The sequence below is a fragment of the Rhizobium grahamii genome, from assembly GCF_009498215.1.
GTDB lineage: Bacteria > Pseudomonadota > Alphaproteobacteria > Rhizobiales > Rhizobiaceae > Rhizobium > Rhizobium grahamii_A.
Genome location: NZ_CP043499.1, coordinates 1,095,861 through 1,114,220 on the forward strand (window position 1 = coordinate 1,095,861; position 18,360 = coordinate 1,114,220).

An 18,360-nucleotide genomic window follows, 5' to 3' on the forward strand; every position below is an offset into this window, starting at 1 on the left:
AACCACCGTCCCGGCCGGTTCACCCGGCCGGGAAGACTGTCGCAACCGTGTTACGAGACGCCGTTGAAGTCGCTCGTCGTCAGGTTGAGGTTGCCCTTCAGCATCAGCACGAAGTCGGCATCGGTATTGGCGTCGACATTGCCGTGGATCACCGTGAACTCGGTGCCGTTCAGCACCTCGTGGGTGACTGAGATCTGTCCGGCAGCCGTGAGCGAGCTTCCCAGAGTGAAGTGCTGCACGCCCGCAGTTGACGTATTGGCATCGATCGAGCTGAAGTCGATCTTGTCGCCGGGCTGGAAGCCATGGATCGTATCGCCATTGGCCGCCGCCGCCGATAAGAAGCGGAAGGTGTCGTTGCCGAGCCCGCCGTCCATGATGTTGGCTTCCACCGTCGCCGTGATCGTGTCGTGGCCGGAGCCGGTCACCACATTCTCAAAGCCGTAGACGATATCCGTCCCTGTCGACCCACCCGACACCTGGCCGCGCTGCATGAAGCCATTGCCGAGATCGACCGTCAGATTGCCGGTGGCTATCGAATAGTCGAGCGTGTCGGCACCGTCGCCACCCCAGTACTGATCGTCGCCATCACCGGTCGAGGCAATCACGGTATCGTTGCCCGCTCCCGCCCAGACCTGGTCGTCGCCGGCTCCGCCCTCGATGAAGTCGTGACCGGTTTCACCGTGGATTGCATCCTTGCCCGCATTGCCGAACAGCATGTCGTCGCCACTGCCGCCATGCAGCTCGTCGTCGCCATTGCCGCCGCTGACGCTGTCGTCACCGTCACCGGCGGTCACCACATCATCACCGTCCTCGCCACGCAGGATGTCGTTGCCGCCATCCCCAACCAGGATGTCGCCACCGGCTCCGGCGAGGATCGTGTCGCCAGCCGCGGCCCCGATCAGGACGTCCGCAGCAACCGTCCCGATCAGCGTCCGGGCAGCAACCGGCAACGGTGCAACACCGTCATCGGGAACGTCATCGTCGTCATCGCCACCAGATGGGCCGTCGTCATCATCATCGCCGTCATCACCGCCGCTACCGGACGGCAGGTCATCATCGTCATCATCGTCATCGCCGCCAGACTGGCTGTCGTCGTCATCATCATCTTCATCATCATCGCCACCACCAGACGGGAGGTCGTCATCGTCGTCGTCCACCGGTCCGGTTGGGCCGTCGTCTTCGTCATCGTCACCGCCAGACGGGCCGTCGTCGTCTTCATCGTCATCGCCGCCGCCGGACGGGATATCGTCATCTTCGTCGTCGTCGTCGTCGACCGGGCCTGTCGGGCCGTCATCTTCGTCTTCATCATCCAACGGCTCGGTTTCGAAGATGTGCTCCGAAAGGTTGGTCAGGCCGGTATTGCGGGCAACGATGTCCGCGAAGGCCTGTCCGTCGATGAACTCTTCGTAGAAGTCGAAATTGTCGAAGCGGTTGAGGTAGTAGAACCGGTCCGCCTCCTGCAGACGATCGAATTGCTCGTGCAGGACAACCCAGAAGGTCTGGCCGACCATGCCATCGTTGATGTGCTGCTCGGCGAGACCACCGACCCAGAGATCGACACGGTCGATACCCTTCACGATGCCCGTGCCGTTCGCCTGGATGGCGACCGCGATATCGGGATTGATCGCCTGGAAGCTGGCGATATCACCCTGCTGAAGAACCAGATCGGGATAGGCCTGGCGGAACTGCGCAATGACAGTGTTCGACAGATTGTTGCGGGTCTGGAAGTCTTCCCAGGACGTATAGGCAGCCAGGTTGCCGGCATACCCGATCGCTTCCCTGATATAGGGATCCTGCGATGCGGCAAGATCCATGCGGACCTGATTGAGTGTTCCAAGCCCGACATCCCATGCACGGGCAACGTTGAAGGAAAACAGGTCTGCATTGATGCGGACGAGATCGTTGCGAACAGCGTCAACGATGTTGAAGTCCACGTCTTCCGCCTGTTGGGTGACGATACCTCCGAGGATCGAATTGACCCCCAGTTGTTCGTAGCCCGGCTGCGGCACGTATCCGGGAGGCAACGGCGCCGCGAATACGTCGGCGTCGTTGCTCGGGTTGAGGAATGCATCGAACAGCGCGACCTGCTTTGGTTGCCCATCGGGTCCAAGCACCGTCATCGTCTGGCCGATCAGGGAATGGCCAACGCGGTAGACGGCAGCGGCGAACTCGTGCGAGATCGAAGCCGAGGCATCGGGATTGTATTCCTCGAAGCCATGGTCGCCGTCGCCGCGTATGCCGCCGATCAGCATGTCGGCAAACTCCGTGAACACGACGCGCTGGTACTCGGCCTCGTTGACCATCTTGGCGGCCTGGAACAGCTCTTCGGCCGTTCCCTGGAAACCAGATTCCTCAAGCAGGTTGACGTGGTAGTTGTGGTTGCGAGCCCAGATGGTGTGCATCGCGGTCAAGGCGAAGTTTTCATTGCCGCGTCCGTCGCCGACCACATAGTGATCGAGCAGGCTGACGAAGGGATTGGTATCCAGCAGCAAGGCGTGGCCGCTGCCCATGAAATTCGCCGCCGCCCCCTTCAGGACGTCAGGATCGAAGGCACCCGTGACCTCGTCGAAGAGGTTGCCAGTGGCTGTCTCCGAGATCGGATAGTGGCTGTAGTAGTCCCGGAAACTGATCTGACCGCCAGGCAGAGACGGATCGTGGAAGATAGTATTGGCCTGCCAGTGGTGCTGGATCAGCTCGCGTAGCGTCGGCAAGAGACGGAATTCCGGATTGGATGGATCGACCGCCCCCTGGAACAGATGCGAACCGACACCCTGGTTACCGTCGCTTTCGCGCAGGAACTGGCCAACCAGCTCGTGCGAGCCGTAAGCCTGGTTCTGGTCGACGAAAGGCGATGTCTTGTTGATATGCTGCGTGACGCCGTTCTCGTCGATCGCATAGACGGTACCACGCGTGAGGTCTGCAGGGTTACCGGAGCCCGGCGACCCGTTGCCCGGAGCGCCAATCTGCACCGTGCCGTTGCCACCCTTCGACAAGAAGTCGAGGCCATGGTCGAAATACTGGCCGAATGCCATGAAGAAGATGTTGGCATTGCTGGCATTCTTCGGCAGATCGGCTTCCTGGGCACCAAGGATGTTGCTGATGTTGCGCGGATCCAGGCCATCGAAGATCGGGTTGATGGCATTGTTTCCGGTTACAGGGTCATATTCGCCGAAGTGCGCGTTGGTGATGCGAATAAACGGCGTATCGGCGGAACCCCAGTTCGGGTTGTCTTCATTGTTGCCGTGTCCCGACAAAGTCCGTACACCGCCGAAACCTTCGGTGTCGTCATCGCCGGGGAAAGCCGACTGACCGTTTATCAGGTTCTTCAGCCCGGCAAGATCGGCAGCCGTGTATGCGAAGTTGCCGGTGACCCCGTCGTCATTACCCGGCGTTGTCGGCGCGTTCTGGAACTGCGGAGGCACGGCACCAGTGAAGGTGACCGAATGCGTGCCGTTCGAGAACGTCTTCGTTCCATTGGCATTGGTGGTCATCGCATAGGCGGAAAGATCGCTTCCTGGTGCCAGTTCCACCACATCCTGCGGCCGCAAGTTGCCGACTATCGTGTCGTGACCGCCGTTGGAGCGGAAAAGAATTCGATGCGCCGACTGCAGTGCAGAGATATCGACGGTATCGTCGCCTTGTTCGCCATTCACCGTGATCGTGTTGGTGAAGAGAGCTGTCGGCGAAAAATCGCCGCTCGTTATGATCGTATCATTGCCGGCACCAGTATTGATGACAATTTCTTCGATGCCAGACAGCTCTGCCACGATCGAATTGAAGTTGGTGCCGTTGCGGGTGATGACGATCTGGGTGGCGGCGGCCAGCTGTGCGCCGTTGTTGCCGCCGATTGCATCCCAGGCCGCCCGCGTCATGACGCGGAAGGTCTCGGCACTGGCGTCGCCATTGATCACCATAGTGTCGCCGACGGCCGTGTTTGTACCTCCGCTGACGATATCGCGCCCCTCGCCGACGTTCCAGACGACGGTGTCGTCGCCGTCGCCAGCATTGATCGTATCCGTGCCTTCCCCACCTTGAATGATGTCGTTTCCGGCATTGGCATTGATCGTGTCATTGCCGTCAAAACCCAGGATGAGCTCGGCGTTGGCGCCACCATTGATAGCCGCGTTGCTCGCATCCGTGCCCTGCACGAGGTTACCGGCCGCTGTCGAATAGACCGTTGCGCCGAACTGCAGCTGTTCGATGCCGGAAAGCGTATCTGAGCCGCCTGCGCCTGACACCACCAGGTTCGCCCCGGCAAGCGCAAAGCTATGCGCCGCGGCCGAACCGGTAAACACGACGCGGTCGGTACCAATCCCACCCGTGAAGGTGTTGTTGTTCACGTCGCCGGTGAAGACGTCGTTGCCGCTTCCGCCCGTGACGTTCTCGATGCCTGAGATCGATGTGAACCCGCTCGCCGTACCGGCCGAGAGATCGACGTTGACGGCGGCCGTTGTCGCATAAGCCAGCGTATCCGTCCCGACGCCGAGATCGGCGGTTATACGCTCGATACCGGCGATCGAGCCGCCGCCCTCGATCTGCGTGATTGACGTACCGTTATAGGCTACGCTCAACGTCTCGGCGTCGGCACCACCGCTATCGATGATCGCCAATGTGTCGGTGTTTGCACCGCCATCGATCACATCGCTGCCGCCGGCGCCTTCATCGATGTCGTAGACGATCGTATCGTTTCCTGCTCCACCGTCGATCGTGTCGTTGCCTTCGCCGCCAACGATCAGGTCATCGTCGCCGCCACCGCTGAGGATGTCGTTGCCTGCGTTGCCGAACAGCAAGTCGCGACCAGTACCACCGGTCAATCGGTCGACGCCCGTTTCGCCGGCGATCAGATTATTGCCGGTCGTGACGGTAACCGTCCTTGCGGTTGGGGCGCCACTGTTGGCGGGATCAGAGGTGCTGATGGTGTAGTCACCGGCACCCAGCTGATAGCCAGCGAAGGAACCACCGTCAAAATTGATCAGTTCGATGCCTTCATTGGTGTTGTCGAAATGATCGATTGCTGTGACCTGCTGCCCATTGAAATCGATAACCAGGTTTCCGTTCTGTGTCCCGGTATCGCTGTCTGAGACCGACAAGGATGTCAGAGCAGCACCTGCGGTGGCAATGGTGATCCGATCGGCCGTGCCGGCCGTTTCGTTGATCGTGTCATCGCCGGCAGCAAGTTCGAAGCGATAGGTATCGTTGCCACTACCTCCGGACAGCACGTTGTCGTTCGCGTTGCCGGTAATCGTGTCGTCGAATCCGCTGCCGGTGACATTTTCAACCGCGGTGATCGTATCGTTACCGTCTGCCCCGGTTGCAGCGCCCGTTGCCAGGTTGACAGTGACTGAGCCCGCCGCTGCGGCATAGGTGACTGTATCAATCCCCGTCCCGCCGTTCAAAACGTCGTTGCCAAGACCGCCATTCAAGGTGTCGTTGCCGCCGCCCCCGTTGATGACGTCGTCACCAGCCAGACCGCTCAACACGTCGTCGCCATTTCGGCCATTGAGGAGATTGGGAGCAGCACTGCCGGTAAACGGCGCGGCAAGGGTACCGTCATTGCCATTGGTCCCGACGCGAGCCGTCATCTCGGAGACGACGGTTTCTGCGAAGCCGTCGTTATCGGTGTAGCTGACAATGACCCGATAGAACGTCCCGGCGACGACGTTGTTGATCGTCGCAGCCGTTGCTCCCCCTACGTTTGTCCAAGGCCCGCTGCCGGGTGCGGCGGAACTCTGCCACTGATAGCTGAAGCCGTTGGTCGGCTTGCCGTTCTCGTCCTGGATTCCGGCTGTGTTGACGGTCAGGTCATCATCAACGCCGGTGATCGTAGGCGCGCCTGTCGCCGGCGAATTGGTCAAGCGAATCCGCGTGCCATCGGCAAATTGCGCCCACTCGACGTTCCGCAGCGTATCGACACCATCGGAAACCAGATTTCCGCCGGTCAATGGGTCGACAACGTTGGACACGGTGACATGCGAGATCGTCGTGACCATCGCCTGGCCGGTGCCGGTGCGGGTAATCGTGTAGTTGGCAAAGACGTCATTGTAGTAGGCGACGTCCTGGTCGGCTGCGCTCGCGCCATCGGTGAGGATTTCGCGCACGATCTGCATCTGGGTCGGCACGATGGCTCGATCGACGAGAAGTTCGAACAGCGACTTGCCCCGCCAGGCGGTGATTGCGAAGTCGTCCGAAAACACGTGCCGCATGCTGTCGACGGTGGCGATTTCGGGACCGCTGCCATCGGCATTCTGATGGATGCCGATCCGGACGTTCAGCCATCGGTCACCGTCGAGAATATCATCCCCGCCATTGCCCCGAAGGTTGTCGCTGCCCGCACCACCCAGCAGGATGTTACCGCTTTCGAAGAAGCCGGTTGGCCCGACCTGAACGATCTGGGACAGGTTCCGGATACGATCGATACCGGCCTGATCCAGACCGTCGTTGAAGAATACCCCTTCCGTCGTACCAACTGTCGCGCCCGGCGCAATGTCGCCGAACACCCGGCTGTCGCCGATCAGCGTGTCGTCATGGTCCCAGCCCGACAGTGCTTCCACCTTGTCGAAGCGATTGCGCAGGATGTCTGCCTGTTCGGTCGTGAAGATCGGGATGTTCATATCGGCATAGCCGTTGAGCGCCATGCCCTTGAATATCGCCCAGTCGAAACCGAACATGCCTTCGTTGCGCATGACGCTTTCGCCCTGCACCATGATGTCGTCACCGGATTCCGCGTCGAAGTCATGCTCTTCGTTTCCGGCGAACATCACATCATGACCGATGATCGTCGAATTGAAGAACAGCTCGGAATTGTCGCCGGCTGTCGTATCAAAGCCGCCGCCGGCCTCGATCCAGTCGTCGCCTTCGTTACCCATCAGGAAGTCGACACCATCGCCGCCGGCGATGAAGTCGTCGCCCTCGCCGCCAAACACCTCGGTGTCATCAACGCCGACGAAAATGACATCCTTGCCGGTACCACCCATCAGGATGTCGATACCGTTGGAATTTGCGATGACGTCATTGCCTTCATCGCCCTTGAGGAAGTCGCCGCTATCGCCGCTGTCGGTGATGATATCGTCGCCGCCGCCGCCGTTCACGAGATCGACGCCGGCACCCGATTCAATGCGATCATTGCCGTCATCGCCCCAGATGCCGTCATCACCGAAATCGGTGATGATCGTGTCATTGCCGGTCGTGCCGCCGACGACGACGTGTTCACCGCCTGTGAAACGAATATAATCCGCATCGGGGCCAACAGTGCCGGGGTTGTCGCGAACCACCTTGCCGAGCCCCATTGCCTCGAGCGCCGCATCGGTACCGATGGGATCAACGCCATCGACATCCGCCCCGTTGTAGTCCACCTGATTGGCTGGATTGACCTCAAGGACGAAGTCGTAGGCTGCGAAGGCGTCCACGCCGATATGACGGCTGATCACATCGTCGGCAGTGCCACGAATGCCGTCCGCTCCGGGCTGGGCGATGTCGGTATTCGCCATGATCATCTTGGCGAAGGAGTTCTGCTCCAGCATATGGAGGAAATTCTGGCCCTGGGTGCGAGTCAGGTAATAGAGCCGGTCGCCGTCCTGCAGCGCTTCGAGCTGTGCTTCAAAGATCGCGTTGAAGGTGGACCCCAGGAAACCGCCGAATTCCATCTGCTTTTCGGCAAGGCCGCCGATCCAGAGATCGATTGTATTGAGACCGCTGTTGGCCGCATTCCAGCTGCCCGTGCTGTTCAGGAAACTCAACCGATCGGTGGGGACTTCGGTAACTGATCCCGAAGCTTCACCAAACACCAGCGCCCAAGCGGCGTCGCGCTTGCCGGCGACGGTCGTTTGCGCGGTGATCGACGTGTGCGTGCCATAGGCAGCGATGAAATTCACAACCGAAATCGGGTTTTTCAGGTTGGCCGCGAAATCGGTCCAACTGTCATACGGCGTCAGGAAGCTCGAGCCGGTTGCCGCGAAAAGCTGCGTGCGGGCATCGTTCAGTGAAGGGATGCCGGTATCACGACCGCGCGCAATGTTGATGGACGCGAGATCAAGCGGCAGGCCGAGCAGATTGTTGCGCAGGGCGCCGGTTATGAACTCGTCGATCTCGTTGCCCCGCTCGATCGTCATGCCGCGCACGATGGCGCCGGCCGCCTGATCGGCGGTGATGAACGGGTCGTTCGCCTCGTTCTGAGGCGTATTGGGATCGTCTACGGTGGGAGTTGTACCGTCGTTGTTGAAGGAGAGCGGGTTCAGGAAGGCGGTGATCAGCCCCATATCGTCCGTTGTGATGCTGCCGTCCGCGTTGAGATGGATTCTCGGCATGCTCTCCGTCAGCATCGAGTGACCGAAGCGATAAACGGTATTGGCGAATTCGGAGAAGATCGCCGGATTGATATCGGTGATGTTGTTGAAGACGAAGGGATCGATCGCCGGCTGTATCTTGCGGGCAAACTCCTCGAAGACCAAATGCTGGTACTGCATTTCCGTGGCAAAGCGGCCCGCCTGGAACAGGCGTTCGCCATCCCAGTCGAGCGTATCCGCATAGGCCAGCCTCTGGACAGCGCTCATCGTTGCGAATGCCGGATCCAGCGCGGCAATATCGCCGACCAGCCACTCGTTGATGAAGTCGATGTCGCCGCTCTGCAGAATGGTCAACCTTTGAGAGTCGACTTGGCGATTGTGCTCGGAGTGGAAGATATGGTGGACGGCCGTCAGGCCGATATTCTCGTTGCCGCGCCCATCGCCGGTGATGAAATGGGCGTCGAGAAGCTCGTCGTCATAGGCAACCCGGCGTCCCCGGTAGTCCAGGGCAATGTCGTTGCCGGCGACGTCGTCGCTGTCCGGAGCAATCGGTGTGTCGCCGAGAGGGCCGGCAGGCCCATCCGGATCGAAGACACCTGTTGGCACCGCGTTGTGGGCGATATCGTCAAGGAAGGCGTGTCCGGTGCGCACGGCGCCGGTCAGGGTGCCGTTCGTGACCGTAAATGTATTCACAGGATTTGCGAGGTTGCCTTCCACGACGACGTCGTCCGCCGTATTGGGAATGCCGTCAGCACCGATGCCGAGCACCAGCAATGGCAATCCGTTCGCACCGCGAATGAATTCCCCGTAGAAATCCGTCCGCAACAGAGGCAGATTGACAACGTCACGATCGGTCAACTCGATACCGAGGAAATCGCGCGCCTGTGCCTTGATATCCCTCCACGTCGGCAGGCCGTTATCCGAGCCGTCGAGCAGCTTTCCCGTGGCAACCGGGCGCGAGTCGGGAACGCTGTCCGGATCGGCAGTATCCACGGAAAACTTGTATTCGCGCAGGAACACCTGATGCGACGGATGCGATGTATAAGTCTGGTTCTGATCGACAAATGGCGTTGTCGTATTGGTATGCTCGCCATTGGCATCCGGTGTCGCACGCGTCAGCACCATGAAGTTCGTATGGCCGTCGTCCGGCGTGCCGGCAATGCCATCGGCGCCCTTGTCGTAGAGTGGATCGTCCGCCTGCAGCGGTATGTAGACGGTGCCGTTGCTTCCCTTGGTAATCAGATCGAGGCCGTGGTCGAAGAACTGGCCGAAGAACGTCATCCAGGCATTGAACGGCTTCGATAGCCCTTCATCCGGCGCGACGTTCGGGATAACCAACGAACCCTGTGCGTTGATCGTCAGGCCAAGTTCCTGCGCGAGCGCGGTGAACGCTGCGGCGGGATCGGCAGCCACTAGTTGGGCATGCACGAGCGTTGCTTCGGCGTCGCTGAGCGCGGCTGCGGCATCCTGAATTGCATCGATGCTCGCCGAGCTGGGCGCAGCAGTGTAGGCCGTGACAGCCTGGTCCAACTCGCTTTCGGCCGATTGAACAGCTGTTTGCGCCTCGGCGAGCGCTGCCGCTGCCTGCGCGGCGGTTACGCGTCCCGCCATCAGGCGTTCGAGGTCCGCGTGTGGATCCTCGGAGCCAGCAAACTTCAGAGCGGCAAGAATTGCCGCTGGGTTGTTCAGGCTCATGTCGACCACAAGGTTGGAAATCAAACGCGGGTCGGCGTCGGCGACGCTTCCGGGGGCGCCATAATTCGTGTTGGTTATGGTCGGCGCGGGACCAGGGCCATCGGGGTCGAAGGTGTCTCCGTCCTGATCATTGACGAAGCTTCCGTCGAGCAATCTTGGCATCGGCTGGTCGGCCGAGCCCCAGGTCTCGCGTCCCGGGACGATATTGTTATAGGTCCCATCGACAGTCCTCAGACCGACGGGAACATGGGGATCAGGAATGGCGAGTTGGGCGCCAGGCGTGCTTGGGTCCACCACGTTACCTTCGGCATCAACGTAGATTTGGGTCAGCGCTGTGCCCGCCGCGTGTGCTTCGGCGACCTTGATCTGACGCAGAATGAAAATCATGTCCTGCAGGTTCAATGTAAACGCGGCCATTGCTCTCTCCCTCCGAAGCAAAACTACCCTGCGGAACAGTTGTTACATTCGTTCCGCAAGCATAATTGATGTCGTTACTTTTATATCTTCGGCCCGAGCGCCCCCACAGAGAACAAGGTCGCGTCATTTTCGAGACGTTGGTTCAGCCAGTCCTGAACGAAAGTCAGTATATCCATCAGACTAAGGTCGCATCGCCACTCAGGACGGAGAAACGCCTCAACCCACAGAGGGAATAGCGGCGGCGCGCAAGATTGCTGTTGGCAGACGCAATATTGGGAAATACTAATCTAGGTCAGAATGTCGTGACTCGGGGGAGAAGCATGGCAACCGGGGACATTGAAACGCTGCAGTCGGGTGGAGATGTTGTCGGCGGGCCCAGAGGCCCGTTGGGGCGAGTGGCAGTTCTATTCCGACGATCCCGTCTTGAGGTGCAGTTCATCGTCATCGCATCGCTGATCGTGCTTGTCCTTATGTTCGTACTCGGGTTGTGGACCACGCACAGGATCGAAAAGGCGATCATGAAAGGTGCTGGCGGCGTCGGCGCGGCTTACCTGCAAACCTTCGTCGAACCGATGATCTCGGATGCGGATATTCAGGCAAAGGCGCTCTCTCCCGAAGTGAAGCAGAAACTTGATGGACTCCTCGGCGATAGCCCACTTGGCCAGCACGTTCGCGAGATCAAGATATGGAACCCCGACGGCAGCTTGTTCTATTCCACCTCTGACCAGGAACTCGACCAGGAAGACGCCTTCCCGGAATTGAAGCGCGCACTGGCCGGTGAGGTTGTCGTCTCGCGGACCATGGTCGACAAACACACGTATTCCGACGAGGAGCAGGCGGCCGAGTATATCGAGGTCTACGCTCCATTGGTGCGCGATGCGTCCGGGGCGACGGCGCTCGTTGGCGAATTCTACGAACAGCCGGACTATCTGCTTGCGGAGATCGGTGGCGCCTGGCGCGCGACGTTCGCAATCGTTCTCCTCGTCTCCGCTCCTATGCTCGCACTTCTTTACATGATCGTGCGCAGTGGCCGTGTGACCATTGATCAACAGCGCGCCGCGGCGCGCGCGAGCCTGCGCCATGCATTGGGTCTATCGAACCAGAACAGACGTTTGCGGCTTGAGGCCGAGCGCGCGCGGCTGGAAGCCGGCAAGCTGAACGAAAAAATCCTGGACCAGATCGGCAGCGACCTTCACGACGGTCCCATACAGGTTCTGACCCTCGTCAAGCTTCGTTTGAGCGACCTGGCGCCCCCTCAAGAGGCAGCCCCGAACCACGTGAACATCGCGGTCGAAAGCTTGGGCAAACTCCTGCAATTGGTCACCATGACCCTCGATGAGATCAGAAACATCTCGTCCGGCCTTGTCTTGCCCGAACTCGACAACCTTTCCGTGCAGGAGACCATCCAGCTTGCCGTCCGGCGCTTTACCGACCTGACCGGGCATGTGGTCGACGTCAAAGGCGAGATCACGACCGAGATAGTCCACGGACATCTCAATATCTGCGTCTACCGCTTTATCCAGGAAGGATTGATGAACGCGCAGCGACATGCACCTGGAAACCTGCAACAGGTACGCTTCCGAATCTGGCGAAATCGGCTGGTGATCGCAGTTGCCGACATCGGTGCACCGCCGAAATTAGCAAATCCGGCAGCCGAAGACAGAATCCGTCTGGGAAAGCTGATGCAAAAACGCCGCATCCGCGCCTTCGGCGGCAAGATACGCACCATAGCGCGCGACAACGGCACGCTCGTCACGGTCGTGCTGTCATTGGACGGACAAGTCGAAGCTTAGACAACCGCCGGCTCGGGGACCTCCAAGCAAAGATAGCGGTGACATCCCTTCGTCAGCAGCGGACACGGCGCGACAGGTTGAGCCACCAGAGAAGACGGTGTCAGTATCGTTCAAGCGAGCTTAGTGATCTCGCAGTAAGCTATGCTGCGATTTCCACCTGACCATAGCGATATCCGAAAATCCGCAGAGTCCGCGCTCTCCTTCGCGATCACCGACATGTCCAGTTCGGAACGAAGCAACAGCGCCCAATTCATAAACGTCTCCATATAGCCGTCGACTTCCATCTCAGGGGAAAAGTTCGCGAATAGGAATGATCCGCCAGACTTGAGCAGGCTAAGGCATTTCCTGGTCAGCCTTATTGCAACGGGGTCGGGCAGATAGTCGTACAATCCAGCCGCATAGATGAAGTCGAACGTTCCTAGGGAGTGCTTTCCGCCGAGAAGCGATCGAACTGACCCGTTCAATGCCTCGACGGACGTGTTGGCGAAATCGCGAGCGACGGTTCCGACACTCAGCGGATCTTGGTCCAGGGCGACCCATCGTTTGATCGAACCGCCCGCTAGCGCTGCAGAAGAAACCCCCTCCCGAAGATGGCCGGACGCGATGGCGAGCACTTCCACGGATCCCTGTCGCACGGATGCCATTTCGTCGACGCGCCGCGTGAGGAGGTCGCGGCGCTCCCTCACCGCGACCGACGACGAGGCGTTTCTAGTGTACTCGTAGATCGCTCGACCCAGCACGCTTGAAGCCTTTACGCTCTCTGCGGTTTCCGGGCTGCCATAGATAAAATCGAGAAGATGCGCGTCGCCAGAATAACCGCGCGGCTTGTCGAACGACCAACGCGTCAGCGGGTCTTGATGCAGAAATTGCGCGACCGGATGGGCTTGCGCGATTGCGACGACGACGTCCCACACTTCTGGTTGAAAGCGCCGCCGCATCTGATGCAAGGCAACAGTTAGACGCTCGATTATCGCCGCAGGCTCGACAGCAGATCGGAACTGACGGAGTGAGAGGTCAAGAGCAAGAGCGAGTTCGGCTTTGGCAAGCAAGAGATCGCCTGGGTCCGGGGTGGCTACGCCTCTCGTTGCTTCGCGTATTTCGCCAGGCGCCACAAGGCTTTCGCCATCCAACCGCAAGCTCTGTGCCATTTCGAAACCCCGTTGATCCGGAGTTAACTATAATCAACCTCAACTCCGAAGGCGACTGGATTCTGCACGTGATGAGGGTAATTCTGGTGTCTGGCTTATGATTCTCACCATTTAATAGTGCAAAGTAATAGACGAACGGGTCGCAAGTTGCTGCAAGTAACTTTAGGAGGGCGCCGAAGCATGACTTACTTTCGACTATACCTAGACCAAAATCCGCTCGGTCTGTTTGCATGAGTGCATCATACATTGACCTGCCGTCAGGCGGCTCCCCCATAGCCTTTTCATTCGCTGAAGCCTGCAAGTCTCTCGAGACCGAGAATGACGCTGTCCGAAGGCGAGGTTCAAGGCGCGGACTCTGGATGGCGGTTGCGGTTTACGTCGCCTTTGCGGTTCCGGACCAATTGCTCATTCCCGACGTTGCCCCGGTCACCATAGCCGCGCGATTCGTTGTCGCGACGCTTGCGCTCTTCATGTTCGAGCTGTTGTTGCTGGCGAAGGCCAAAACCATCTGGCTTGACGTGACATGTGCCGCGGCGCTGGTTGTTGGCTACGTTGGCTGGCTTTGCCCGGCGATCGCCACGCGCGACACGGCAGCAATGTCGTACTACATGATTTTCGGCGCGATATTCATGATGGGTGCCAACCTCTTCTTCAGTTTCCGCTTCCTGCTTTCCGTCATCACCTCCGGTCTCGTTCTGTGCGCATTTTTCGTCACGATCGAAGCATTCTTCCCGTCTAGCCCGGCCTACAAGCTTGCATTTGGGTTGTTCTACGTTTCGTGCTTCACCTTCACATCCTTCGTCAATTGGCGGCTGACCATCGAGCGTCGGAGCGTCTTGCTGAATGCCGCGGAAGCGCGGCATCAGCACTGGGAGGCGTCAGAACGCGGAAAATCACTACTGGAGCTTTCCCATACCGATTATCTGACAGGTATAGGTAACAGGCGCGCGCTGGATCGGCGGCTCGACGAGTGCTGGCTCGCCTGGAAAAACGACCACCGTAACTTCTCCGTTTTTCTCATAGACGTCGACTTCTTCAAACGCTTCAACGATCGGTACGGACATCAGGAGGGCGACCGGTGCCTGACTGTTATCGCCAAGGCTTTGAAGGCCGTCGTCGAGCCGTCCGGCGGCATGATCGGAAGATATGGCGGCGAGGAGTTTATCGTCGTCATACCGGTCGAATCTCAACGGATGGCTCTGAGCCTGGCCGAAAGGATACGGACCGAAGTCGAGTTTCTTGCCATCGGACACGACGAACGGCCAGATGACAGGGCGATCGTATCGGTAAGTGTGGGTGTCGCCTTCACACGCGAACCAGCAGGCGAAAAAGTCGAGCGGATCGTGCGTGAGGCGGACCTTGCGCTCTATAACGCAAAAGCGAGTGGCCGGAACTGCATCAGATGCTTTGATCCCCTGCTGCCACGGCCGGACGACAATGCCGGAAAGCTTGTTCCGTTGCTCGCCGCCGCAATCGATCGGAACCTCGTATCGCTCGTCTACCAGCCAATATTTGACGTTCACGGCAAGGCCAGAGCTGTTGAGGCGCTTATGCGACTTAGGTTGCCCAACGGCACCGCGGTTTCGCCAAAGGTGTTCATTCCCGTGGCTGAACAAACGGGAGCGATCCTCGAATTGGGTCGATGGGCGATAGAGACTGCATGCCGTGACATCCTGATGACCGACCGCATGGCGACGGTCAGCGTCAACGTGTCGCCCATACAGTTGCGATCACCCGGCTTAGCGGCAAGCGTGGCTGAGATCCTCAGGGAATGCGGTGTTAGCGGTTCGCGCCTGGCGCTCGAAGTCACAGAGGGCCTGGATATGGATATGCGGTCGGAGGTGTTCAAATGCATCGCCGATCTCCGTAACCTCGGCGTCGAGATATGGCTGGACGACTTCGGTTCGGGCTTTGCGGGGTTGTCTTGGCTGCGTGCGATCGACTTCAACACTGTGAAGGTGGATCGAACATTCCTGCACGATTGCTCCAACCCGCGCGGGCTAATGATGCTTCAGGACATGATCTCGCTCATCCGCAACCGAGGGAATACCATTTTGGTAGAAGGTGTCGAAACCGCCGCACAGCTTTCCCTGCTAAGGGAACTCCAGATCGATCGCGTTCAAGGCTATCACCTCGGAATGCCGGTGAGCGCCGAACTCTTGCAAGCGGCCTAGCGAGCAAAGACCATGCCTTCGCTGGCGGGCTGAGACGATCCAACACACGCCGCCCTACCTACGACCTGCTTCCATGGACAAGCAACCATGCGGAGCAGCCCGCAGAACTGCAAATTTGGCACCACCGTGCCCAGTAAAAGTGCACTCCAATCGCCACCGAGGATCGGAGAACACCTTCCAGCCGCAAGAACTGATCAAACCCGATTTCGTCTCAGATATTGGCCGTGCCCCAAGGCGCCCTGGAGCGCGCCCTCGCGGATGATCGACCTGCCGCGGAGCATCGTAAGGACTGGCCACCCTACAACGTCCAGCCCGTGATAAGGCGTATAGTCGGCCCCGTGGTGCAGGATATCGTTGGTTATCGTCACTTGCTTCAGGGGATCCCAGAGCGCGATATCGGCGTCGGAGCCGATCGCGATTGTGCCCTTCTGCGGGTAGAGGCCGTACTGCTTGGCATGGTTCGTCGATGACAGCGCAACGAAGCGGTTGATGTCGATACGGCCCTTGCTGACGCCTTCGGAAAACAGGATGGGGAGCCGCGTTTCGACGCCCGGAATGCCGTTCGGTATCCAACGGAAATGGCGTTTGCCTTTCTCGTTCAGCTTACCGCTGTCATCATCATAGCGAAATGGGCAGTGATCGGAGGAAAAGAGCTCGAACGTGCCGCTCTGCAGCCCTTCCCAACAGGCCTCCTGACTTTCCTTGTCGCGCGGTGGCGGCGAGCAGACGAACTTCGCGCCTTCCAGTTCGGCGGCATCGAGATCATCGGCGGTCAGAAGCAAATATTGCGGGCAGGTTTCACCGGCCACCTTGCTGCCCCTCTTGCGTGCCCGCTCGATTTCTTCCATCGCCTGGCGATTCGAGACATGGACGATAACGATCGGCGTGCCGACGATTTCGGCGAGCGAAAGGGCGCGATGCGTCGCTTCGCGCTCCGCGGCAACGGGCCGGCTCAGCGCGTGGAATTTCGGGGCGAGCTCGCCATTCTGTTCATGCTTTCCGATGAGGTATCGGATCGCATCCTCGTTTTCGCAGTGAACCATGACGAGCGCACCCGATTGTCTGGCGCTATCGAGCGTGTCGAGGATCTGGTCGTCCCGTAGGCGAAGGTTCTCATAGGTCATGAAGACCTTGATCGATGTGTATCCATCCTCGACGAGCGCCGGCAGTTCCTGACCTAGCACATAGGATGTCGGATCAGTCACGACCAGATGAAACGAGACGTCGATATAGCACTCGCCCTCGGCCTTCGCATGGTAGGTCTTCAGCGATTCACGCAGCGTCGTGCCCTTCTCCTGCATACAGAAGGTCAGAACCGTCGTATTGCCGCCAAACGCCGCCGAGAGCGTGCCGCTCGCGAAGTCGTCGGCCATGACGATGCCGTCGCCGGATGGCTGGGCGAGATGGACATGGCTGTCGATCCCACCCGGCATCACATAGAGCCCTGAGGCATCGATGATTTCGTCCGCGCCATCAAGGGAGGCCGCAAGTGCTACGATTTTCCCGTTGTGAATGCCGACATCGCTTCGAAATGTATCACTGGCGGTGACGACGGTGCCGTTCTTGATGATCGTGTCGAAATGCATTCAGGCAGCGCCCCTCTTCTGATCAGCGAGAATGTCATCGAGCGCAGCGGTCAGCCGGTCTACCTCGTCGATGGTGTTGTAGTGAACCATGGAGACGCGCACGGCACCGTTATATTGCGGCAGCCCGACATGATCGCCGAGGCGGCGCGCGTGAAAATCTCCGAACCGGATCGCGATCTTGTGGGCATCCATCGCCTTGCAGATATCTTCAGAATTCCGGCCCTCGAAGACAAAGCTAATGGTCGGAATGCGCCTGCCGTTGCGGTTGGCTGTCTCGCCGATAATGCGGCAATCATTGCGGCTGCGCAGATAGGACAACAGACGCTCCGTCAGCGCATTCTCCTGGACGGTGATCGCTTCGAACGCGGCCAGCATCAGCTCGCGCGGCGAACCCTTAGAACCGGCTTTCGCGCCGAGCTCGCAAAGATAATCGACGATCCCGGTCACCGCGTAGGCAAGCTCATAATTCGGATTGCCCGGCTCCAGCTTGCCCGGCACCTTATCGCGGCCATAGAAGAAGTGGTAGAGCGGATCGAGCTCCAAGAGATGCTCGTACTTTCCGTACATCATCGCGTAATGCGGACCGTAGGTCTTGTAGAAGCTGAAGACGTAGTAATCGACATCCATGGCCTGAACGTCGACGGCGCGATGCGGAGCATAGGCGACGGCATCGACGCAAATGCGAGCCCCATGCGCGTGGACGGCCTCGGCGATTTCGGCGATCGGGTTGATCGCGCCCAGAATGTTGGAAACATGCGTGACGCAGACGAGCTTCGTCTTCTCCGTCAGCAGCGGCCTGAGATCGGCAATATCGAGTTCGTAGGTCGTCGTGTCGAGCGGCCAGAACTTGATGACGACGCCCATGTCCCGCAGGCCGTCCCAGGGGCCGATATTCGACTCATGGTCGGAGATCGTCACGACGATCTCGTCGCCTGCCGAAAGCTGGCTGCGCATCGAGCGCGCCAGGTTTTGCAGAAGCACCGTCGTCGAGCTGCCGAACACGATCTCTTCGGGGCGCGAGGCATTGACGAGGTGCATGGCGGCGACGCGACTATCCATCAGAGCCTTGGCAGCCTGCTGCGAGACATCATAGCTGCCGCCAATCTGGACGTTCTTGTCGTAGAGGAATGTGTTGATCCGCTCGACGGCGCGCTTCAGGATCTGCGAGCCGCCGGCATTGTCGAAAAACACCCAGCCATGGTCGAGACCGGGAAACTGGCTCCGGACGAAATCGATGTCGAGTTGGGGTTGCGCTTCCATGGTGG

General features: G+C 59.3%; 6 protein-coding genes. 2 read left to right on the plus strand and 4 right to left on the minus strand.

Going from position 1 to position 18,360, the window contains the following annotated elements; translation table 11 throughout:
* Positions 1 to 50: 50 nt before the first annotated feature.
* Complete coding sequence (locus FZ934_RS28465) at positions 51 to 10,394, minus strand: peroxidase family protein (protein WP_194273819.1); 10,344 nt, start codon at positions 10,392 to 10,394, stop codon at positions 51 to 53.
* Between the two features lie 320 nt (positions 10,395 to 10,714).
* On the opposite strand from FZ934_RS28465, the gene FZ934_RS23985 reads away from it, so the two are divergent.
* Positions 10,715 to 12,187, plus strand: coding sequence for a sensor histidine kinase (locus FZ934_RS23985; protein WP_153273333.1), 1,473 nt, complete (start codon positions 10,715 to 10,717; stop codon positions 12,185 to 12,187).
* 110 nt (positions 12,188 to 12,297) lie between these two features.
* Here FZ934_RS23985 and FZ934_RS23990 read toward each other — a convergent pair whose 3' ends face one another.
* The gene (locus FZ934_RS23990) at positions 12,298 to 13,335 is read right to left on the minus strand and encodes a class I SAM-dependent methyltransferase (RefSeq protein WP_153273334.1); all 1,038 of its coding nucleotides are present in this window, start codon (positions 13,333 to 13,335) and stop codon (positions 12,298 to 12,300) included.
* A gap of 230 nt (positions 13,336 to 13,565) precedes the next feature.
* Here FZ934_RS23990 and FZ934_RS23995 point away from each other — a divergent pair, with 230 nt between their 5' ends.
* The gene (locus FZ934_RS23995; protein ID WP_153273335.1) at positions 13,566 to 15,509 is read left to right on the plus strand and encodes a putative bifunctional diguanylate cyclase/phosphodiesterase; all 1,944 of its coding nucleotides are present in this window, start codon (positions 13,566 to 13,568) and stop codon (positions 15,507 to 15,509) included.
* A 194-nt stretch (positions 15,510 to 15,703) separates the two neighbouring features.
* On the opposite strand, the gene hydA is transcribed toward FZ934_RS23995, so the two are convergent.
* Both hydA and FZ934_RS24005 read right to left on the minus strand, forming a co-directional pair.
* Entirely contained in the window at positions 15,704 to 17,095 is a 1,392-nt protein-coding gene (hydA, locus tag FZ934_RS24000) for a dihydropyrimidinase (protein ID WP_153273336.1), read from the minus strand.
* Positions 17,096 to 18,355 (minus strand): cysteine desulfurase-like protein, encoded by a 1,260-nt coding sequence (locus tag FZ934_RS24005; RefSeq protein ID WP_153273337.1) that lies wholly within the window; start codon positions 18,353 to 18,355, stop codon positions 17,096 to 17,098.
* Positions 18,356 to 18,360: the final 5 nt, after the last annotated feature.